This window comes from Amaricoccus sp., from assembly GCF_017995835.1.
Taxonomy (GTDB): domain Bacteria; phylum Pseudomonadota; class Alphaproteobacteria; order Rhodobacterales; family Rhodobacteraceae; genus Amaricoccus.
Map to the genome: position 1 here is coordinate 1 of NZ_JAGOID010000057.1, position 20,875 is coordinate 20,875.

13 protein-coding genes, 1 tRNA gene and 1 pseudogene are annotated in these 20,875 nt (G+C 71.7%); 8 read left to right on the forward strand and 7 right to left on the reverse strand.

From position 1 onward, the window contains the following. The 3 genes from KBA23_RS10175 to KBA23_RS10185 all read right to left on the reverse strand — a co-directional run. Positions 1 to 4,843: MBG domain-containing protein (locus KBA23_RS10175; RefSeq protein ID WP_290740280.1), on the reverse strand; the 4,843-nt coding region annotated here is incomplete at its 3' end. Positions 4,844 to 4,889: 46 nt separating this feature from the next. Further along, positions 4,890 to 6,632: a ShlB/FhaC/HecB family hemolysin secretion/activation protein gene (locus KBA23_RS10180; RefSeq protein ID WP_290740283.1), complete on the reverse strand. Its 1,743-nt coding sequence runs from the start codon at positions 6,630 to 6,632 to the stop codon at positions 4,890 to 4,892. A 142-nt stretch (positions 6,633 to 6,774) separates the two neighbouring features. Then, entirely contained in the window at positions 6,775 to 7,611 is an 837-nt protein-coding gene (locus KBA23_RS10185) for a CPBP family intramembrane glutamic endopeptidase (RefSeq protein WP_290740285.1), read from the reverse strand. Positions 7,612 to 7,745: 134 nt separating this feature from the next. On the opposite strand from KBA23_RS10185, the gene ilvD reads away from it, so the two are divergent. From ilvD to KBA23_RS10210, 5 genes are all read left to right on the forward strand, one after another. After that, positions 7,746 to 9,509, forward strand: coding sequence for a dihydroxy-acid dehydratase (gene ilvD / locus KBA23_RS10190; RefSeq protein ID WP_290740288.1), 1,764 nt, complete (start codon positions 7,746 to 7,748; stop codon positions 9,507 to 9,509). Between the two features lies 1 nt (position 9,510). After that, a complete protein-coding gene (locus KBA23_RS10195; RefSeq protein WP_290740291.1) occupies positions 9,511 to 10,125 on the forward strand; it encodes a hypothetical protein in 615 nt (204 codons plus the stop codon). Between the two features lie 112 nt (positions 10,126 to 10,237). Beyond that, a complete protein-coding gene (locus KBA23_RS10200) occupies positions 10,238 to 10,636 on the forward strand; it encodes an META domain-containing protein (protein WP_290740294.1) in 399 nt (132 codons plus the stop codon). Between the two features lie 38 nt (positions 10,637 to 10,674). After that, on the forward strand, positions 10,675 to 12,441 hold the full coding sequence (locus KBA23_RS10205; RefSeq protein ID WP_290740297.1) for a carbamoyltransferase C-terminal domain-containing protein: 1,767 nt from the start codon (positions 10,675 to 10,677) through the stop codon (positions 12,439 to 12,441). Next, a complete protein-coding gene (locus KBA23_RS10210; RefSeq protein WP_290740299.1) occupies positions 12,438 to 13,298 on the forward strand; it encodes a polysaccharide deacetylase family protein in 861 nt (286 codons plus the stop codon). Before KBA23_RS10205 ends, KBA23_RS10210 begins: the two co-directional genes overlap by 4 nt. Before the next feature lie 214 nt (positions 13,299 to 13,512). On the opposite strand, the gene KBA23_RS10215 is transcribed toward KBA23_RS10210, so the two are convergent. The 4 genes from KBA23_RS10215 to KBA23_RS10230 all read right to left on the reverse strand — a co-directional run bounded on the left by KBA23_RS10215 (position 13,513) and on the right by KBA23_RS10230 (position 18,129). Continuing rightward, the gene (locus tag KBA23_RS10215; RefSeq protein ID WP_290740302.1) at positions 13,513 to 15,027 is read right to left on the reverse strand and encodes a tripartite tricarboxylate transporter permease; all 1,515 of its coding nucleotides are present in this window, start codon (positions 15,025 to 15,027) and stop codon (positions 13,513 to 13,515) included. A 13-nt stretch (positions 15,028 to 15,040) separates the two neighbouring features. Further along, entirely contained in the window at positions 15,041 to 15,520 is a 480-nt protein-coding gene (locus tag KBA23_RS10220; RefSeq protein WP_290740305.1) for a tripartite tricarboxylate transporter TctB family protein, read from the reverse strand. Positions 15,521 to 15,790: 270 nt separating this feature from the next. After that, entirely contained in the window at positions 15,791 to 17,170 is a 1,380-nt protein-coding gene (locus tag KBA23_RS10225; protein WP_290740307.1) for an FAD-binding oxidoreductase, read from the reverse strand. Positions 17,171 to 17,199: 29 nt separating this feature from the next. Then, complete coding sequence (locus KBA23_RS10230; RefSeq protein ID WP_290740310.1) at positions 17,200 to 18,129, reverse strand: sulfotransferase domain-containing protein; 930 nt, start codon at positions 18,127 to 18,129, stop codon at positions 17,200 to 17,202. A 253-nt stretch (positions 18,130 to 18,382) separates the two neighbouring features. Between KBA23_RS10230 and KBA23_RS10235 the strand changes: the two genes are divergently transcribed. The 3 genes and pseudogenes from KBA23_RS10235 to KBA23_RS10245 form a co-directional block, all read left to right on the forward strand. Continuing rightward, positions 18,383 to 18,456, forward strand: a tRNA-Cys gene (locus tag KBA23_RS10235). Between the two features lie 329 nt (positions 18,457 to 18,785). Further along, on the forward strand, positions 18,786 to 20,303 hold the full coding sequence (locus KBA23_RS10240; protein ID WP_290740312.1) for a tyrosinase family protein: 1,518 nt from the start codon (positions 18,786 to 18,788) through the stop codon (positions 20,301 to 20,303). A gap of 166 nt (positions 20,304 to 20,469) precedes the next feature. Next, positions 20,470 to 20,875, forward strand: a pseudogene (locus KBA23_RS10245) (HAD family phosphatase); the annotation flags it as partial.

Sequence of the window (20,875 nt, forward strand, 5' to 3'; positions counted from 1 at the left end):
GGCTCGCGAACGTCACCGTGTCGACCGTGTCGTCGTTCAGAAGGCCGGTCACCGTGAAGCCGACGTCGCCGAGATCGTAGACCTCGCCGTAGACCTTGCTGTCGTCGCCCACCGCGATCGTCAGCGGCGCCGGCGTCACCGTCAGCGTGCCGGGGTCGGGGGGATCGGGCAAGAGCACGTAGTTGCCGAGCCCCTGTCCGTCTATACTTACCACGTCGATGTCGTAGTCGCCCACCGGCGCCGTGGCCGGAGCGCCGAGGCTCGCGAAGGTCACGGAATCTACCGTATCGTTGTTCCGAAGGCCCGTGACGGTGAAATCGACGTCGCCGAGGTCGTAGACCTCGCCGTAGACCTTGCTGTCGTCGCCCACCGCGATCGTCAGCGGGGCGGGCGTCACCGCCAGCGTGCCGGGGTCGGGGGGATCGGGGAAGAGAACGTAGTTGCCGATCCCCTGCCCGTCCACACTGACCACGTCGATGTCGTAGTCGCCCACCGGCGCCGTGGCCGGGGCGCCGAGGCTCGCGAACGTCACCGTGTCGACCGTGTCGTCGTTCAGAAGGCCGGTCACCGTGAAGCCGACGTCGCCGAGATCGTAGACCTCGCCGTAGACCTTGCTGTCGTCGCCCACCGCGATCGTCAGCGGGGCGGGCGTCACCGCCAGCGTGCCGGGGTCGAGCGTCGTCACGCGGTAGGCCTGCCCGAGCGGCGAGATCACCGTCCCCGAGGCGAGGATGTCATAGTCGCCGATGGGGCTCGTCGCGTCGGCGTCGCTCGTGAGCGTGCCGGCATAGTCGGGGGCCGTATCGCCATCGGGTCCGAAGACATAGACGCCCGGTCCGCCGAAGCTCTGGGCGACCGTGAACGGCGGGTTGGCCAGCCCGTATTGCCGATCGGCGTCGTTCGGGTCGACGCGCACGACCGGGTTGATCGTGTAGATCTCGGGGTAGAAGCCCAAGCTCGACGGGGCCCAGACCTCCTCGAAGTTCCACTCCGCGGCATCCGCCAATGCGAAGAACCCGGCGGTGTCCTGGAACTCCGCGGTGGTGAGCCCGTCGCCGCCGTCGCTGAACCCGGTTCCGCTGGTGGTGACGTCCCAGAAGGAGCTGTCGACCGTGCCGTTGTTCAGGCCGACGAGGCCGCCGGCGCCGTCTCCGCCGTCGCTGACGGCGCCGATGGCGTAGGTGCGGGCGATCGCGGCGACGTTGTCGCCGACGAGGCCGCCGACCGATCCGCCGGCGGAGGTGACATCGCCGCTCGCGAAGGCGTCCGCCACACTCCCGCTGTTCTGGCCGACGAGGCCGCCTGCGCTCGCGTCGAGATCGTCGCCCTGCGCCACCACGTCGCCGTTCGCGAAGGCGCGCTCGATGGCGCCGCCGTCCGCCCCGCCGACGAGACCGCCGGCGGAAATGGAGACGGCCGGCCCGACGCCGTCGCCGTCGCCGGTCGCCGTCACCGCGCCGGTGGCGAAGGAATCGGTGATGTCGGAGATGTTCACGCCGACGAGGCCGCCGGCGGCCAGGACGGATTCCGCGTCGCCGGTCTCGGAGAGCGTGCCGGAAACGGCGCCGGTGGCGAAGGACGTGGCGATGGCGGCCGAACTGCCGCCGACGAGCCCGCCGACCCAGACGGCGCCCCCGGCGTCGGAAGTCCCCTGAACGGCCCCTGTCGCCGAGGAGCCGTCGATCGTGCCGGCGGACTCGCCGACGTCGACGGTCTGCCCGACCAGCCCGCCCGCCATGATCGAGCCGCCGCTCACCGTCGCGGTGACAGCGCCTGCCGCCGTCGATCCAGAGATCGCGTCGCTGCTGATGCCGGCAAGCCCGCCGACTAGGACGAGCCCCCCTTCTCCGTCGGCGGCTACCGTCCCGGTGGCGGACGAACCCGTGATCGTGCTCTGGTTGTCGCCGACGAGCCCGCCGGCGACTACTCCTGCGCCGTCTCCAAAGCCGAGTGCGCTCGCAGTGACCGACGCGGAGGAGGTCGAATCGAGGATGGACGCCGCACTGACGCCCGCGAGCCCGCCTGCCGTCGCGTACCCGTAGTAGCCGCCATCGGCGGCGACAGTCCCGGTGGCGGACGAACCCGTGATCGTGCTCTGGCTGTCGCCGACGAGCCCGCCGGCAATGGCCTCTCCGCTCCCGCCAAAGGCGTCCGCATCGACCGACGAGGAGGAGGTCGAGCCGAGGATCGACCCCGTGCTGACGCCCGCGAGGCCGCCCGCCGTCGCGTATCCGTAGTAGCCGCCGCCATCGGCGGTGACCGTCCCCGAGGTCGACGAGCCCGTGATCGTGCCCTGGTTGAAGCCGACGAGCCCGCCGGCAATGGCCTCTCCGCTGCCTTCGCCGGAGTATGCGCTCGCATCGACCGACGCGGAAGACGTCGAGTCGAGGATCGACCCCGCGTTAGCGCCGGCGAGCCCGCCCACCGTCGCGTCGTACCCGTAGCCGCCCTCGGAGGACACGGTTCCCGCGACCGAGACCCCCGTCACGCTCGCGCCGGCGTCTATCCCGCCCGCGAGGATGCCGACGTTGTAGCCGCCGAATACGCTGGCGTTCGTGAGCGCGAGGTCGGTGACCTCCGCGCCAGCGCCGAGGGCGGCGAACAGGCCCACCTGGTCCTCGTCGCCCCGGGTGATCGTCAGCCCGTCTATGGTCAGGCCCCCGCCGTCGAACGTGCCGGTGAAGGGGATGGGGGCCCCGCTGACGTCCACGCCGAGGACAGGCTCGAACCCGGCGAACCCGCTATCTCCGTTAGATCCGTAGTAGTTCCAGCCCGAGGTCCCGCTGGCGTCGATGTCGTTGTTGAGCGCGAAGTTCTGGTTGGGGAATCCGCTCACGCCCTGGACGCCGTAGATGTCCCCGAGTTGGAAAGCGATGTTGTCGCCGTTCCCGCCCAGCACGCGCAGAAAGGTCGCCGACCCTTCGACGACCTGGAAGTCGCCCGCCTCGAACGCCGGCAACGGGTTGGCGTTCTGCGTCCAGTCCCCCGACTGGAGCAGGAACAGCCCGTCGACCGCGACCGACCCGAGCGCGTCGATCCCGTCACCGGCGCTCAGGGTCAGTTCGTCGACCGTGATCGCTCCGGCCGCGGTCGTGTCGATGTCGCCGCCGCCCGCCGTGATCGACACGCTCCCGCCGTCGAGCGGCGCGTCGAGGAGGACGCTGGCGGCGGCGTTGAAGTCGAGAGTGTCTCCGACGTCGACGCCTGCGCCGGTGATCGAAATGTCGCTTCGGGAGAGGATGGAGCCGGACTGGGTGGTGATCTGCCCGCCGATCGCCACGGCCTGCGCGGTGAAGTTCAGGCTGCTCACCTCGATCACGGCGCCGTCCGTCGTCGTGATCGCGCCGAGCCCGGCGGTGGCGGCGTTCAGCGTTCCCAGCGGGGCGGTGATCGTGTTCTGGAAGTCGATGGCGCCGTCCGCGTCGAGGAAGAGCGTGGTGGCCGTGTCCCAGGCCAGCGGAGCGACGACGGTGATGTTCCCGGCCTCGTCGAACTGGATGTTCTCCGTCGTCACGTTCACGTTCGCGGCCCCGAGCAGCGTCTCCAGGCCGGTCGCGTTCAGGATCGAGTTGGCGCTGTCCGCGTCCGGTGAGATGAACCACGTCCCGTCGAGCGCAACGTCGATCCCGGCCGTCGCGTCGTCGCTGATCACGATGTTCGACGGATCGAGCAGCAGCGTGCCGAAGCGCGCCCCGCGGAGGTCGGCCGTGCCGGTGAAGGACAGGAGCCGCTTGCCGGAGACCTCGGCGAAGCCGCCGTCGCCGCCCTTCGGGCCGCCGCGGGCGGTGATGCGGCCGGCGAAGCCGGTGAAGCCGTCAGACCAGACGACGACGCTGCCGCCGTCGCCGGAGCGGGTCGCGTCGGCGGAGATCACGCTCGCCGCGTCGGCCTCGGTCAGGCGCGCGCGCGGCAGCGGGCCCTCGCCGCGGAGGCCGCCGCCGAGGTTGATCTCGCCGCCGCCCGCCGCGCCGGAGGCATCGATGGTAGCGCCCGCGAGGCGCAGGCGGTCGCCCGTCACCTCGACCGAGCCGCCCTTGCCGTGCGCCGCGCTCGCGTCGAGCCGGCCGGAGATGGCCACCTCGCCAGCGCCGCCGCCGATCACGATCGCGCCCCCGCGCTTCGCGACGCTCCGCGCCTCGACGACGCCCGAGAGGTTCACCGCCTGGCGCGCGGCCTCGCGCGCCGCGGCGGCGCGGAGTTCCACCCGGCCGCCCCGCAGCGTGCCGGAGCTGTCGATCAGCGGCCCGTCGCCGTCCGGGGGCAGCGCCACCTGCAGGAAGTTGCCCGAGAGCTTGAGCGTCGCGCGCCGGCCGGCACCGAGCCCGACCGAGCCAAGCTCGGCGCTGATCGTTCCGGAATTCTCCACCTTGCCGCCGAGCAGCGCCGCATAGCTCTTCGCCTCGATCACGCCGGCATTGCGCACCGCGGCGGGCGCGGCGTCGGCGGAGGCGAAGCGCCCCTTGCCCTTGCGGAAGTCGCGGTCGCTGATGTCGAGGGTCGAGCCGACGAAGGCATGGGCCTTCACCCGGCCGGTCCGGGTGATCTCGACGCCGTTCGGGTTGACGAGATAGACCTTGCCGTTGGCCGAGAGCTGGCCCCGGATGCTCGATTTCGTCGACCCGGTCACGCGGTTCAGGATCGCGGCCTTGCGCGAGGGCTGGTCGATGTCGACGCGGTCGCCGCGGCCGATCGAGAAGCCCTTCCAGTTGACGATCGCCGACTTCGAGCGCTGGCGGATCTGCATCCGCCCCGGCCCGGCCTTGGCGATCGTCGCCTTGCCCGCCGCGACCTTGCCGCCGCTCGGCAGCGTTCCCGCCCGACCGGGGCCGCCGGCGAGCGCCAAGGCGGCGCCGGCGAGGAGGCAGGCCCCCAGCCGCCAAGGGTGGATCTCAGAAGCGGAAGGCCGCCACGAGGGTGAAGCGGTTCTCGTCGGGTTCGTCGTCATCGCGCAGGCCCCGTCCGAATTCTACGGTGATCGAGGCGTCCGAGAAGTCGGGGTCCCTGACCGCGGTCAGGTCGAGGCCGATCCCGAACGAGGAGGCATGGGTCGAGCGTTGCTCGAGCGCCGTCGGCTGCTCGAGGTAGACCGCGCCCGTCGCCGCGAACACGTAGGGCGTGAGGATCACCGGCACGCGCCAGCGCTCGATGGCATGGGTCGCGGTCAGGTCGGCGCGCACGATGTAGCCCTGATCGCCGCCGATCGTGCCGGCGTCGAAGGTCGAAAGCTCCTCGAAGGAGGCGATGCCGATCTGCTCGCTGAGCGCCAGCGGCTCGCCGAAGGAGGTCTGGCCCCGGGCGAACAGGTTCAGGCCGAACGGCCCGCGCAGCGGCTGGGTATAGCCGACCGCCACCTCGAGCTTCTGGAAGCTGGCGTCGGCGCCCTCGCGCGACAGCGGCGGGTCGTTCGGCCCGACGTCGTTTTGCGTGCGCGCCCCGAAGGCGTCGAGGCCGAAGGAGAGGATCGCCCGGCCCGAGAGCTCCGCCCCGGAGTCGCGCCGCCAGGTCGCCTCGCCGGTCAGGCGCAGGATGCGCAGGTCGTCGGAGTAGAGCATCGCATAGGGGTTACGCAGCCACTGGTCCTCGGACTGGGCGTCGAAGCTCAGCCGCGCCGTCACCTCGAGGGGCAGCGTGCGGATGATCGGGTAGCCGACGCCCACGGTCAGCCGCTCGAAGTCGCTCGCGGTCTCGGCCGACTTGCGCGACGCCTTCGGCGTGGTCCGGCTGTCGGTGTACTCGAGGTTGAACGTCAGGCCGTCCGTGCCGATCGGGAACACGACGCCGCCGGCGATGATGCGCTGAAGCGGATCGCTCCCGAAAAATCCGTCCGAGCCGAAGCCGGGATAGCCGAAGGCGCGCAGGTAGAAGGTCTCGCCGCGGCCGAGCAGGCTGTTGGCGTCGAGGCCGAGGCCGACCGTCCAGCGGCCGAGGTCGGAGGCGAGCGTGTTGTCGAGGCTGACGAAGCCCGTCACCGGCCGATAGCGCGCCTCGAGCGTCAGCACCGTGCCGCCGGGCTCCCGGCCCGCCGATAGCGTCGAGCGCAGCGCGACGCCCGGCGTGTCGCCGACGATGAGGAGCTGGCGCTCGATCTCGGACAGGCGCAGCCCCCGCCGGCCCACCAGCGGCGCGAGCACCGCTTCGGCGCGGCCGCGCACGGCGGGGGGGAGCTGGCCGGTGTCGACCCGCTCGACGAAGCCGTCGACGAGCACCAGCCGCAGTTGGCCGCCGTCGCGGAGTTCCTGCGGAGGCAGCGTGACGCGGACGAGGACGAAGCCGGCGTTGGCGTAGGCCGCCTCGAGGTCGCGCGCGGCGGCGAAAAGCTCGGAGACCGCGACCGGGCCGCCGACGAGCCGCGCCTCGGTCGCGGCCTCCGCGGCGGCGAGTTCGGGCCGGCCGCCCTCGACGCTCAACCCGGAGAGCGTGATCGAGAGCCGGTCCGATCCCGGCGGGGCGTCGAGCCCGGGCGCCCCGGAGAACACCACCGCGCCGCCGACACGCGGCAACTCGGGCCGGAACGTCGGCGGGGTGATCTGGCTCGCGGTCTGCGATCCGGCCGGCACGCCGACCGTCATGGCCGCCGCCAGCGCCAGCGAAACAACTCGCGACCCTCGCAACACCGCGGATGTCTTCGTCATCGAATGCGATCCCCGGTTGCTTCCGGCGGACGAACAACAAGTGAGAAACGAGCGCCGTGGCGCGAGACATATTCTTTCGGCGCAAGATACCACGGACAGCCCGGCGCCGCAACGGATCAGGCGTGTCGCGAGTAGTCGGGCTCTAGCCGCGCCGCAGCGCGCAGTAGGCGCCCCAGACGACCAGCGTCACCGCCATGCTGCCGAGGATGCCGACCGTGACCTCGCCGGGACCGCCGGGGGGAGCGGGAGCCCAGAGGCCGAAGGCGTCGAGCGGGCCCGCCGGCGGCGCGAACAGGATCGCCACGGCGTTGTTGGCGATATGGAGCCCGATCGCGGGGGAAAGATCGCCTTCCCGCGCCGTCACGTCGCCATAGGCGAGGCCGATCAGCGCCGCCGCCGCGACGAGCAGCCCGGCGTTCGCGCCGAGGCTCGGGTCGAAGTGCAGCGCGCCGAACCCGACGGCGGGCGCGAGCATCCAGACCAGCCGCGACCGGAATCGCGCCGCGAGCTGCTGCTGGAGATAGCCGCGGAACAGGAGTTCCTCGGCGCCGGCCTGCAACGCCACCGCCGGCAGCACCGCCGCCGCGCCGCCGATCCAGACGAGGAGCCCGCCCCGCACCTGCGCGCCGGCGGCCAGCGCCACCGGTATCGAGGTGGCGAGCCCGACGCCGCCGGCGACGGCCACACCGGTGGCGAGCCGCCGCATCGCGAGCCCCTGCGGCGCCACGAGGCTCGCAAGCGGCCGCCGGTGCAGGAGGCGCAGCGCCAGCGCCAGCCCGCCGACCATGCCGGCAAAGGACAGGAGATAGAGGAGCGCCGCCGCCTTCGGTCCCGCCGGGTCGAGCAGGAGCGCCAGCGCCAGCGCCGTCGCCAGCCAGACCGCGAAGGCGAGCGCGAACCCGGCCGCGGTCCTCCACAGCTCCGCCCGCGCCCGCGCCGGCGCGACCCAGGCTTCGAAACGTCGCTCCGCCGGCGTCATCGCCTGTCCCTATGCGGCCCCGTCCCGCCCGTCCACCCGCCGATGGGTCACCGCCCACCGCGTTCGCTTGAGAATCCGTGGCCGGTCGCCTATGCGGAGCGGAGCCAAGATCAAGAGCCGAAGGGGAGAAGCCCGTGGACGCGCCCAGATTCGACAAGTCCAGGCTGCCGAGCCGCCACGTCACCGAGGGGCCGGAGCGCGCGCCGCACCGTTCCTACCTCTACGCCATGGGCCTCTCCGACGCGGAGATCCACCAGCCCCTCGTCGGCGTCGCCACCTGCTGGAACGAGGCCGCGCCCTGCAACATCGCGCTGAACCGCCAGGCCCAGTCGGTCAAGCTCGGCGTGAAGCAGGCGCTCGGCACGCCGCGCGAGTTCACCACCATCACCGTGACCGACGGCATCGCCATGGGTCACGAGGGCATGCGCTCCTCGCTCGCCAGCCGCGAGGCCATCGCCGACACCGTCGAGCTCACCATGCGCGGCCATTGCTACGATGCGCTCGTCGGCCTCGCCGGCTGCGACAAGTCGCTGCCGGGGATGATGATGGCGATGGTGCGGCTCAACGTGCCCTCGGTCTTCATCTACGGCGGCTCGATCCTGCCGGGCCGGGCGCCGGCGGGCGCCGCCGTGCCGGACGATTTCGCCAACCGCGACCTCACGGTGCAGGATCTCTTCGAGGCGGTCGGACGGCACCAGGCCGGCACGCTCGGCAACGCCGCGCTCGACATCCTCGAGCGCGTCGCCTGCCCCAGCGCGGGCGCCTGCGGCGGCCAGTTCACCGCCAACACCATGGCCTGCGTCTCCGAGGCGATCGGGCTCGCGCTCCTGAATTCCTCCGGCGCCCCGGCGCCCTACGAGAGCCGCGACCAGTATTCGACGGCGAGCGGCATCGCGGTGATGAACCTGGTCGAGAAGCGCATCCGCGCCCGCGACGTCGTCACGAGGCGGAGCCTCGAGAACGCCGCCCGCGTCGTCGCCTGCACCGGCGGCTCGACCAATGCCGGCCTGCACCTGCCGGCGATCGCGCACGAGGCCGGCATCGCGTTCACGCTCCAGGACGTCTGCGACATCTTCCACGACACGCCCTATTTCGTGGACCTCAAGCCGGGCGGGAAATACGTCGCCAAGGATCTGTTCGAGGTCGGCGGGGTGCCGGTGGTGATGAAGGAGCTGGCGCGGGGCGGGCTCCTGCATCTCGACTGCCTGACCGCGAGCGGCCGGACGCTCGGCGAGGAACTCGACGACATCCGCGGCGAGGCGGACGGCCGGGTGATCTACCCGATCGACAAGCCGCTCACCAGGACGGGCGGCGTCGTCGGGCTGATGGGCAATCTCGCCCCCGAGGGCGCGATCGTGAAGGTCGCGGGCATCGCGCCGGAGGATCAGGTGTTCTCCGGCCCGGCCCGCGTCTTCGAGTGCGAGGAGGACGCCTTCGCTGCGGTGCAGAAGCGCACCTACGCGGAGGGCGAGGTTCTCGTCATCCGCAACGAGGGGCCGAAGGGGGGCCCCGGCATGCGCGAGATGCTGGCGACCACGGCGGCGCTCTCGGGCCAGGGCATGGGCAAGAAGGTGGCGCTCATCACCGACGGCCGCTTTTCCGGCGCGACGCGCGGCTTCTGCGTCGGCCATGTCGGCCCCGAGGCGGCGCTCGCCGGCCCGATCGCGCTCGTCAGGGACGGCGACATCATCACGATCGACGCGATCAAGGGCACGATCGCCGTCGACCTGACCGACGCCGAGCTGGAAGCGCGCCGCGGCGAGTGGAAGGGCCCGCGCCCCACGATCTACACCTCCGGCGCGCTCTGGAAATATGCCCAGCAGGTCGGCGCGACCCGTCTCGGCGCCGTCACCCATCCGGGCGCCGCGGCCGAGGCGCACGTCTATGCGGATCTCTGAGATGCGCGCCCCGACCCTCATCGCCGCGGCGGCCGTCGCGCTCGCCGCCTGCGTTCCGACCGCCTCCGGCCCCGACCGCGCCACCCTCACGGTGGCCGGCCGCAACGTCACCATCGCCGCGCCGCGCGGGTTCTGCATCGACGAGGCCGCGACCAACGTCTCGGCCTCGGGCGGCTTCGTCATGGCCTCGGACTGCGCGCTCCTCGGCTCGGCCGGGGTCGCGGCCGAGGGCGACGCCAACCCGCTCGGCGCCGTGCTGACCGCGAGCGTGTCGGCCGCCCAGCTTCCCGAGGGGGGCACGCTCCCCGAGCTGACGCGCTTCGTCGAGACGCCCCAGGGCCGCGCCGCCCTCGGCCGCTCCGGCCGCCCCGACCGCATCAAGGTGCTGGCCACCCGCACACGCGGGGATGTCCTCTACGTCCTCGTCGAGGATCGCGGCCCCCAGCCCATCGCCGGAATCGAGCCCCGGTTCTGGCGCGCCTTCCTCGATGTCGAGGGCCGCATGACGGTGCTGACGGTGCTCGGCTTCGACGGCGCCGGCGTCGACCCCACGGCCGGGCTCGCCCTGATCCAGCGCTTCGCCGACACCGTTCAGGCCGTCAACCGCCCCTCGTGACCGCCGCCCTGCGCCCCGCCCGACCAGACCGGGCCGCGCATCCGCCTCGCCCCGGCTTCCGCTCCGCGGCCGTCCGTGCCATACCGTCGCCGGCCGCCACCCGGGAGCTTCCATGCGCCTCGTCCTCGCCCTCGCCATGACCGTTCTGCCCGTCGCCGCCGCCGCCCAGCAGGGCCTCGCCGGCAGCGAATGGCGCCCGCTGACCATCGCCGGCCAGCCGTTCCCCGAGGGCGTGGAGGCCATCGTCCAGTTCGGGGCCGACGGCCGGCTGACCGGCCGGGGCGGCTGCAACCGCTTCACCGGCGCCTATTCCGTCGACGGCGAAACCCTGACCGTCGGCCCGGTCGCCGCCACGCGAATGGCCTGCCCCGAGCCCGCCATGTCCGCCGAGGCGGCGCTCTTCGCGGCTTTCGAGGCCGTAGCCACCTTCAGCCGCGACGGGGCCGACCTGAACTTCCTCGACGCCGACGGCGTGCCGGTCGCGGCCTTCGCCCAGACCGACTGGGACTGACGCGCGCACGCACGCGCCCCCCGGATGATCGCGCCCGCATGATCCTGCTCGGCCTCGCCACGATGGGAACCTCCGCCGCCTGCCTCGTGCGGGACGGGGTGCTGGTCGCCGCGATCGAGGAGGAACGCCTCAGCCGCATCAAGAACGACGGCGCCTTCCCGCTGCGCGCCATCGCCGAATGCCTGCGCCTCGCCAACGTCACCATGGCCGAGGTCGACGCCGTCGCGGTCTACTGGCGCCCCTGGGCCGTCGGAACCCGCATCCGCGGCACGCTCGGCCGCGCCATGGGCTCCCCCGCGGCCTTCGCCTCGATGGCGACGCGCACCCGCGCCTCGCTCCTCGGCGGCCGCGACCGCGCGGCGCGGCCGGAGGAAGGCGGCAGCTGGGCCGACCTCTTCCGCGTCCGCCGCATCCTGACCGCCGCCTTCGGCGCCTGTCGCGCCGAGATCGCCCACTACGACCACCACCTGACCCACCAGCTCTACGCCGAAGCCCTGCGCGGCTGGCCGACCTGCCTGTCGCTCTCCTACGACGGCGGCGGGGAGAGCGATTCGACCGTCCTCACCCTCGTCGAGCAGGGGCGCCGCACCGACCTGCGGCGCGTCCGCTGGCCGAACTCGCTCGGCCATTTCTACTCGACCTTCACCGGCTACCTCGGCTTCCGGATGCTCGAGGGCGAGTACAAGATGATGGGCCTCGCCCCATACGGCGAGCCGCGCTTCCGCGACCTCCTGCTGGAGCGCGTCCTGCGCACCGGCCCCGAGGGAACCTACCGCCTCGACCCCACGCTCTGCGACTATCACCGCGCGCTCCGTGGCGACTTCCCGGCCGCGCTCGCCGCCCTCGTCGGCCCGCCGCGCGCCCCCGACGAGGAACCGACTCCAGCCCATCTCGACCTCGCCGCGTCGGTGCAGGCCGCGTTCGAGATCGCCCAGCGCCGCCTCCTCGCCTGGGCCTGCGAGCGACGCCCCGACGTGACCCGGCTCGCCATCTCCGGCGGCTGCGCCCTCAACGTCACGGCCAACGGCCGCGTCCTGCAATCCGGACTCTTCGCGGAGATCGTGGCGCCCCCCGCCCCCCACGACGCCGGCTGCGCCATCGGCGCGGCGCTCGCCCACCTCGCGGCGAAGGGCATGCCCGCGCCCGACGTGACCAGCCCCTGGCTCGGCCCGGCCTTCACCGACGACGAGATCGCCGCTTCCTTCCGCGCCCTCGGCCTGCCGCTCCCGCGCCGCGCCGACGAGGCCGGCCGCGTCGCCGCGGCGGTCGAGACCCTGACCACGGGCGGCATCGTCGCCTGGCATCAGGGCCGCACCGAGTTCGGCCCGCGCGCGCTCGGCGCCCGCTCCATCCTCGCCGACCCGCGCGACGACGCCATCCGCGAGGCGCTGAACGCCAAGATCAAGAAGCGCGAGCTGTTCCGCCCCTTCGCCCCCTCGACCACCGCCGAGGCCGCCGGCGACTATTTCGAACTGGGCCAGGACAGCCCATATATGAACATCCTCGCCAATGTCCGGCCCGCCATGCGCAAGGTCATTCCCGCCGTCACCCATGTGGACGGAACCGCCCGCGTCCACACCGTCACCGCCGAGGCGAACCCGCTCTACCACCGCCTGATCATGGAATTCGGCGAGCGAACCGGCGTGCCCGTCCTCCTCAACACCTCGTTCAACATTCAGGAGCCGATCGTGAACACGCCGGAGGAGGCGATCCGCACCTATCTCCGCTCCGGCATGGACCTTCTCGCCATCGGCGGGTTCCTCGCCGATCGCGACTGGCGTGAGGTCGCGGAGGCGCGCGCGTGAGCCGCGACGCCTGGCTCTCGATCGACTTCGAGGACATCGCGCACGACTTCCGGCGCGAGCACGGGGTCGATCCCGACGGTCCGGTCCGCGAGGACGCGCTCTTCGCCGCCTACGAGGCGATCGAGACCTTCCTCCGGGCCGACCTTGCCGGCGTGCGGCTGACGTTCTTCACCACCGGGATCGTCGCGGCGAAGTGCCCCGGGATCGTCGCCGAGATCGCCGGAGACGGCCACGAGATCGCCTGCCACTACCATTTCCACGACCCCTGCCGCCTCGACCCGCCGGACGTCTTCGACGCCAATCTCGCCCGCGCCATCGACGCGCTGGAGACCGCCTCGGGCCAGCGCGTCCTCGGCTTCCGCGCGCCGCGCTTCTCGCTGACGGCGGCGGATGTCGGCCATTTCCGCGTGCTGGAGCGCCGCCTCGCCTACGACAGCTCGCTCAACGCCGCCTTCGCCGCCGAGGCCGAAGCGATGCGCCGGGCGCTGGGGCTGGAGCGGCTCGCCCTGTTCCCGATGGCGCGCGAAAAGGCCTCGCGCCTGCTCCCTCCGGTCAAGACCGGCGGCAGCTACCTCAAGCTGTTGCCCGGCTCGGTGACGATCCGCGCCATGGAGATGGCCGCAGCCGCGGGCCTGCGGCCGATGGTCTACCTGCACCCCTACGAATTCGTCGCCGACCGCTCCTTCCAGGTCGCCATGCGCGACATGCAAGGCATGCCCCGCGGTCGCCGCCTGTACTGGGCGCTGCGCCAGGCCCAGTGGCACTCGGTCGGCAACCGCTCCGTCATGAACAAGCTCCGCCGCATCGCCGCCGCATGGCGTCTCGCCGGCCCCATGCGTGGCCTTCTGGAAAGCTGACCCCTCCCCGCACGCAATCGATCATACCGGCGGGCTCGTGAAACGACTCGCGGACCTTTTTGACCTTCACGACTTTTATCGTGTGTACTCAGGTAGTTACCCTATCTATCACGCGTGTTAGGCGTGTTGGCCCGCGTTGCGCCGGGTGGCCTGGTAGACTCGCCGGTATCACACGGGTAGGCCGGCCCCGCGGGGCCGGCCTTTCGCCCCGCGCTCAATCCTCGTCGCCGCCAAGCTGGCTGAGAATCTTGTCCTTGCCGCGCATGCGAAGGTAGAGCGGAAACAGGATCGCCACGGCGGCGATGATGTAGAGGATGATCGCCACCGGCGAATGCACCAGCACCGACGGATCGCCCTGGCTGATCGCCAGCGCCCGGCGCAGCTGCTGCTCGGCGAGCGGACCGAGGATCAGCCCCACCACCACAGGCGCGATCGGATAGTGATAGCGCCGGAGCCCGTAGCCGAGCAGCCCGAATGCAAGCAGCATCCCGAGTTCGAACGGCGAGGGATTCGCCCCGATCGTGCCCAGCGTCGCGAAGGTGAGGATGCCGGCGTAGAGCCAGGGTTTGGGGATCGACAGCAGCTTCACCCAGAGGCCGATCAGCGGCAGGTTCAGCACCAGCAGCATCAGGTTCGCGACGAGCAGCGAGGCGATCAGGCTCCAGACGAGCGTGGCGTTGTTGGCGAACAGCAGCGGCCCGGGCTGCAACCCGAACTGCTGGAACGCCGCCAGCATGATCGCCGCCGTGGCGCTCGTCGGCAGACCGAGCGTCAGCAGCGGCGTCAGCGTGCCCGCGGCCGAAGCGTTGTTGGCCGCCTCCGGGCCGGCGACCCCCTCGATCGCGCCGTGGCCGAACTGCTCGGGATACTTGGTCAGCGCCTTCTCGGTCGTGTAGCTGAGGAAGGTTCCGATTTCCGCCCCACCCGCCGGCATCGCCCCGATCGGAAAGCCGATGAACGTGCCGCGCAGCCAGGGCTTCCACGACCGCGCCCAGTCCTGCCGGCTCATCCAGACCGAGCCGCGCACCGGCTCGACCTTGTCCACGGACATCGGCTGCGCCGCGACCTTCAGCGCCTCGCCGACAGCGAAGAGCGCAACCGCCAGCGTCGTCACCTCGATCCCGTCGAGCAGGTCGGGGATTCCGAAGGTGAGCCGCGCCTGCCCGGTCTGAAGGTCGATGCCGACGAGCCCCAGCGTCAGCCCCAGCGCCAGCGCGGTGAGGCCCCGCAGCGCCGAGTCGCCGAACGCCGCCGAGACGGTCACGAAGGCGAGCACCATCAGGGCGAAATAGTCCGCCGGCCCGAGCGACAGGGCGAACTTCACCATCAGCGGCGACAGGAAGGCGAGCCCGATCGTGGCGATGAGACCGGCCACGAAGCTTCCGATCGCCGCCGTCGCCAGCGCCGGCCCGCCGCGACCCGACCGCGCCATCTTGTTGCCCTCGAGCGCGGTGACGATCGAGGCGCTCTCGCCCGGCGTGTTCAGGAGGATCGAGGTGGTCGAGCCTCCGTACATGCCGCCGTAGTAGATGCCGGCGAACATGATGAGGCTCGCCGTCGGGTCGAACTGGTAGGTGACCGGCAGGAGCAGCGCCACGGTCAGCGCCGGCCCGATGCCGGGCAGCACGCCGACCGCGGTGCCGAGGGTGACGCCGATCAGCGCGTAGAGCAGGTTGATCGGTTGCAGCGCGCCGGCGAGGCCATGGCCGAGCAGGGCGAAGGTGTCCATCCGCGTCCCCTCCTCAGAAGATCAGCCGCTCGAGCGGCCCGGCCGGAAGCGACAGGTTCAGCAGGCCGCCGAAGATCAGGTAGATGCCGATCGAGAGCACGATCCCGAGCGGCACCGTCATCCAGAGCGGACCCCGGCCGAAGCCCCGTGCGCAGCAGGCGAAGAGAAGCCCGGTGGCGATCGAGAAGCCGACCGGCTTCAGCAGCAGCATTTGCAGTACGAGCCCGCCGATGATCCACAGCATCGGTCCCGCCCGGTCGGCCTCGCGCGGCGGCAGGCCGTGCCGGAAGGCGGCGACGACGTGCCCGACCGCAAGGAGCGCGAGAAACCCCGCGATGACATAGGGCGCCGTCGTCGGACCGACCCGCGTCTGCTGTCCCGCCGCCGGCATCTGGCTGGTCTTCCAGAAGATCACCGCGGCGAGAACGCCGAGGAGACCCGCGATGACCAGAGCCGCAACGTCCGGGCCACCCCTCTCCGAGGTCCCGCTCATCGCGCAAAGCTCCAGAACCCGACGCGTTTCCGTCCCATGTCCGCTTCCTCCGCATGGCGCGCCGTTCGCGCGGCGCCTCGATCTCGTCCCCGCCCGAAGCGTCGGGGCTGCGAGTGACCCTGACAAAGTCGGGGCCGCAGCGAAAGGGAATCATGGCATCCGTCCGGGGAACTGCAAACCGGTGATGCTCGGGGGGCCCGGCTTCGGTCGGGAACAGCGCCCGCGCGCCTCTCGGGCGCGGGAGGGAAGCGCCCCCCGCGCCCCGGCGCCTCAGCCGGCGAGCCGCGCCGCCTCGGGCCGCGCACCCGGCGCGAAGACGCCGAGCGGGTCGTGCAGCGTGGCGAGCGCGCGCAGCCGCGCCAGCGCCTCCGGCGCGTAGCAGGCCTCGAGCCAGCCCGGCCGCTCGAGATCGGCCTCGCCGACATAGTGCCCGAGCCGCCCCGGCGCGAGCCCGTCGGCGGCGTCGCGCAGCCAGGCGACGTTGGCCGCATCCTCTTCCGGTGCGTCCCAGATCGCGTAGGCCGCGCCGAAGGCCGGCCCCGCCATCGAGAACGCCGCGTCCGGCAGCCCGGCCTCGCCCGCCGCCGGCGGCAGCACGACCGCCAGCGCAAAGGCGTGCGGCGCGGGCGCCGCGGCCACGCTCGCGGCGAGCGAGGCGAAGACATGGGCGGGCTGCACGCTCCAGGCGCTGTCCACCGCATAGCGCGTGCCGGTGTAGAACGACGTCGCCGCCGCCTCGTAGAGAGAGGCGAAAGTCATGGGCAACGCCTCCTCGACGGCGAGGGCCCCCGCGGGCGCCAGCGCCGCGATCCTCCCGAGCGTCTCGCGCGCCTCCGCCTCACTGTCGGCGAAGACCGTCGGCGTGCACATCGCAACCTTGCCCACCGCCGGCACGAACGGGGGCGCCGACTGGAAGTGCGTGGTGAACTCGACGTTCGACGGCACGACCGCCATGGCCGCCGTCACCCAGTCCTCGATCTCGGCCGCCCGCTCGATCGGGTAGAAGAAGAGGCTGGTGCGGATCGCCTTCGGCAGGTCGTGGAGACGCAGCCGGTAGCGCACGACGACGCCGAAGAACTCCGGGCCGCCGCCGCGCGCCGCCCAGAAGACGTCCGGATGCTCGGTCGCGCTGGCGCGGATCAGCCGGCCGTCGGCCATCACCACATCGACGGCCTCGACGTTGTGGCAAGCGAGGCCCCAGGCCCCGGAGTTCCAGCCGAAGCCGCCGCCGAGCAGGTAGCCGCTCAGGCTCACCGTGTGGCAATGCCCGGTCGGAAAGGCGAGCCCGTGGGCACCGAGCGCCTCGGCGAGCGCGCCGTTCTTCGCGGCCGGCTCGACCTCGGCGATTCGCGCGACCGGGTCGATCGCGATCCGGTCGAGTGCGCCGAGGTCGAGCACGACCCCGTCCTGCAACGCGATGCCGGAGAAGTTGTGGCCGCTGCCGCGCGGGCTCACCTTCAGCCCGTGGCGCGCGGCGTAGCGCACCGTCGCCTGCACGTCGTCCACGCAGGCGACGCGAACGACGATCGCCGGTCGGCGGTCGGGCGCGCGCCCGTTGAAGAGAAGCCCGTCGCGGGCCTCGGCATACCCTGCCTCGCCGTCGGCGACGACGTCGCCGCGCACGGCGGCCCGAAGCGTTTCGATGGTCATGATCCCGTCCTAGGTATGGGTTTGTGAAATCAGGCCGCCGCGGCGATCCCGCCGCCGAGCGTGCCCTCGGCGAGCCAGCGGGCGCAGTCCTGCCTCAGGTTCTCGAGCGCCAGGCGCTCGTACTTCGCGCTCTCGGCGGCGGTCAGCACGTCGCGCCAGCGCCCGTTCGAGCCCTTGTTGATGAAGGTGTCCGCGCCGCCGTCCCAGAACACGCCGCCGAGCGGTGCGGCCTTGGCGGCGTTCGCCTTCATCCAGTCGAAGCTGCAATGCTCCAGGATCGCCGGCCATGCCTCGTCGGCCACGTCGACGTCGAGGAAGCCGGCGATGCGCCGAATCTGTCCCGCCATGTCGGCCTTGAGATCGGCGAAATGCACGAGCAGCACGTTCGGCAAGCCCCGGAGCGCCCACCAGGTCCGCACGTTCTCCCAGAACGGCCAGAACGGGTGCCCGTTCCGGTCGAGCCAGTCGTGATAGTATTCCCGCACGCTCGCGGGCGGCTGCTCGATCGGCGGGCCGATGCGGCCGGGGCTGTCGTTCAGCGCCGCGTACCACGCCGCGTTGGCGTTGGCGTGGTGGTTCCACATGCTCCAGAGCACGTCGCGCCCGTCGCGGCCCACATAGACGTACTTTACCTTCGGCGAGAACACGAGCGCGTCGACCGGCAGGTGGGTCTTGAGAAACCGTCGGTGCGTCTGCGCCGCGAGCGCGGGCAGCTTCACCTCGCGCGGCGGCACGCGCAGGTCGACCCACGGCGAGATCTCGCCCACGTTGACCGACGCATCGCCGCCGAAGACGAGCTGACCGACGATCTGCTGCGTCCAGGTCGTGCCCGCCTTGCCGTAGGTGGCGATGACGATGTCGTCGTCGCGCAACTCCAGGTCGTCCCAGACGGTCGAGTCGAAATGATGGTTGTGAATGTCGCGGGTCTTCTTCGGCCAGACGTTCCCTGTCGCGCGCATCGGTCAATTCCTTCTGGGGCGCGCACGCCGCGGTTGCCGCCGCGCGCCGGGTGGGTTGATGTTCGATCGTGTTCGCAATCGCTGCTGCGATGCGCGGATTGATACACATTTGCGTTCATTCGTGCTCGCTAAGAGTTCCTGCGCGGAACCCTAAAAGTTTGCTAAGCGCCAGCGGGCCTCGCGCGCCGCCCGATGGCGGCGTGACGAGCCGCCTTGCCGCGACGCGTCCGGATTGTTAGGACGCTCTCCGCGAGGCGACGTGGCGGAGTGGTTACGCAGCGGATTGCAAATCCGTGCACACCGGTTCGATTCCGGTCGTCGCCTCCAGCCTCCCGCCCGGCATGATCGAGCGGAAAGTTTCGGAGGCCGACGGAACCCTCCAACGCGTCCGTCCCGAGGACTCCGACCTCCAGCGACGGCCGTTCCGCGGCCGGGGCGCGCCCTCTCCTCGGCCGCGCCAGCCCTGGCAACGTTCGAGACGGATGTGCCGCCCCAGCGGGCGCGCCTCGACCGGAGGGGTGTGGACGCGCGTATCCCCGGGAACGTCAATACTCGCGAATCGCGCGTGTCCGGGCTATCCTGAAGGTTGACGGGGGGACTACCGGGGCAGACTGCACGACATTCGATCCGAACTTTTGCCTGTGAGGGGTGGGCTCATGATTCGCTGCTTTCTCGCGACCGTGCTCTACGCGGCCGTCCTCGTGCTTTCACTTGCCGGCGCGGCGGCCGCGGGCGAGAGGAAGAACATCAACGCGCTGACCGCGGACGAGCTCGAGGGGCTCAGGCGCGGCGTCGCGACGATGAAGGCGCGCGACACGGCGGCCAGGAACACGTCGAGCTGGCGGCGCTCCTGGTTGTTCTGGGCGAACCTGCACGGACATTTCGGTTCCGATTGCGACGGGCCGGTCACCGGCGACGGCATGAGCGGCGTCACCACCTGGGAGGCGGGCAACAATGCCGAGCGCCGGACCTGGTGCACCTGCCAGCACCACAACGCGGGCTTCCTGCCCTGGCACCGCATCGCGGTCTACCATTTCGAGAAGGTGCTCCAGCAGGCGGCGGGAATGCCGGCCCTGAGCCTGCCGTACTGGGACTATTCCGCCGATCCGGCGCTGCCCGCGGCGTTCCGCGACCCGACCTACGTGAACGCCGAAGGCCAGACGGTGGCCAATCCGCTCTACGTCGCGAACCGCAATGCGGCCATCAACGCCGGCACGGGCGGGATCTCGTCGAGCGCGCGTAGCGCCGACAATGCGATGGCGACGTCGAGCTACAACACCTTCCGCAACCGCCTCGAAAGCACGCCGCACGGCTCGGTGCATTGCGCGCTTTCGGTCTCCGGTTGTCCGAGCGGCTACATGGGAAGCGTTTCGGCCGCGGCGCTCGACCCGATCTTCTGGCTGCACCACGCCAACATCGACCGCCTGTATGACTGCTGGACCCGCAGCGGCACGAACACCCGTCTGCCGACCGGCTCGATCCTGAACGTGTCCTACAGCTTCCCGAGCGCGACCGGGCAGGTGGTGTCGATGCGGGTGCGCGACGGGCTGACGCCGACGCAGCTCGGCTACAACTACACCACGGCATCCTATTGCAGCGGCGTCATCGCCGAGGCGACGTCGCCCGGCCCGCTGACTGCGCCGACCATGGTCGCGGGCGGGTTCGAGGGCGCCACCGGAATGATCTCTCCCGAGCTCGAACGCGCGGCCGAGGCCGGCGCGACGCTCTGGCTCGCCCAGAACCGTCCGCGCGCCACCCTGCCGACCGAGGCGCAGAGCCGGCGGGGCAGGCCGTCGCTCCGGCTCGAGAACGTCGTGGCCGACTCGATGGATCCCGGCATGTACGAGGTCTACATGGTCGCCCCGGACGGAAGGCGGGCGTTCCTCGGCAACATGACCTTCTTCGCCGAGAAGGGCGATACCAGCGGCGCGCCCGCGGGTCACGCCGGCCACGCCACGGCCGGCGGCGAGGGGCAGACCTTCGACTACGACCTCAGCGGCCCGGCCCGCGAGCTCGGGCTGCGCCCCGGCTCGGAGTTCGAGATCGCGTTCGTTCCCACCACCGGCGTCGAGCCGTTGCCGGGCGCGAGCGCCCGCGCCGGCCAGGCGGCGACGGCGGTCGAGCGCCGCGGCGCTTCACCGAGGATCGGCCGGGTGCGCGTCCAGGTCGAGTGACGTCCAGGCGTTCCGCCCGCGCGCCGCGCGGGGGGACCGGCCCCCGGGCGCCGGTCCCCACCGACCGGCGCGCCGCGTATCGCGCTGTTGCGCGCCCTCGGTCGCGCCGACATGAGTCCCGCCACATGCGCCCCACCGGAATGCCCCGCCTCTGAACGGAGAACCCATGGCCGACCCCGCCCCGTCCGTCGTCGTCTTCGACATCGGCAACGTGCTGCTGCGCTGGGAGCCGCGGCTGCTGCTCGGCCGGCTCCTGCCCGATGAGGCGGCCGTCGACGCCTTCCTCGCCGAGACCGACTTCAACGCCTGGAATCTCGCGCAGGACGCAGGACGGACCTGGGCCGAGGGCGTCGCCGCGATCGCCGCCGCGCATCCGCGCCACGCCGCTACCGCCGCCGCCTTCGACGCACGCTGGGTCGAGACCGTGACCGGCGAGGTTCCGGGCACGGTCGCCATCCTCGAGGCGCTCGACGCCGCGGGCCGTCCGCTCTACGCCATCACCAACTTCTCGGCCGAGAAATGGGCGATCACAGTGCCGCGCCACGGCTTTCTCCGCCGCTTCCGCGACGTGG

Excerpts from the sequence above, each read along its gene's own strand:
- KBA23_RS10205 (WP_290740297.1), top strand. The coding sequence starts at position 10,675 with ATGATCCTGCTCGGCCTCGCCACGATGGGAACCTCCGCCGCCTGCCTC.
- KBA23_RS10185 (WP_290740285.1), bottom strand. The coding sequence starts at position 7,611 with ATGACGCCGGCGGAGCGACGTTTCGAAGCCTGGGTCGCGCCGGCGCGG.
- KBA23_RS10225 (WP_290740307.1), bottom strand. The coding sequence starts at position 17,170 with ATGACCATCGAAACGCTTCGGGCCGCCGTGCGCGGCGACGTCGTCGCC.
- KBA23_RS10215 (WP_290740302.1), bottom strand. The coding sequence starts at position 15,027 with ATGGACACCTTCGCCCTGCTCGGCCATGGCCTCGCCGGCGCGCTGCAA.
- KBA23_RS10200 (WP_290740294.1), top strand. The coding sequence starts at position 10,238 with ATGCGCCTCGTCCTCGCCCTCGCCATGACCGTTCTGCCCGTCGCCGCC.
- KBA23_RS10195 (WP_290740291.1), top strand. The coding sequence starts at position 9,511 with ATGCGCGCCCCGACCCTCATCGCCGCGGCGGCCGTCGCGCTCGCCGCC.
- KBA23_RS10220 (WP_290740305.1), bottom strand. The coding sequence starts at position 15,520 with ATGAGCGGGACCTCGGAGAGGGGTGGCCCGGACGTTGCGGCTCTGGTC.
- KBA23_RS10180 (WP_290740283.1), bottom strand. The coding sequence starts at position 6,632 with ATGACGAAGACATCCGCGGTGTTGCGAGGGTCGCGAGTTGTTTCGCTG.
- KBA23_RS10240 (WP_290740312.1), top strand. The coding sequence starts at position 18,786 with ATGATTCGCTGCTTTCTCGCGACCGTGCTCTACGCGGCCGTCCTCGTG.
- KBA23_RS10230 (WP_290740310.1), bottom strand. The coding sequence starts at position 18,129 with ATGCGCGCGACAGGGAACGTCTGGCCGAAGAAGACCCGCGACATTCAC.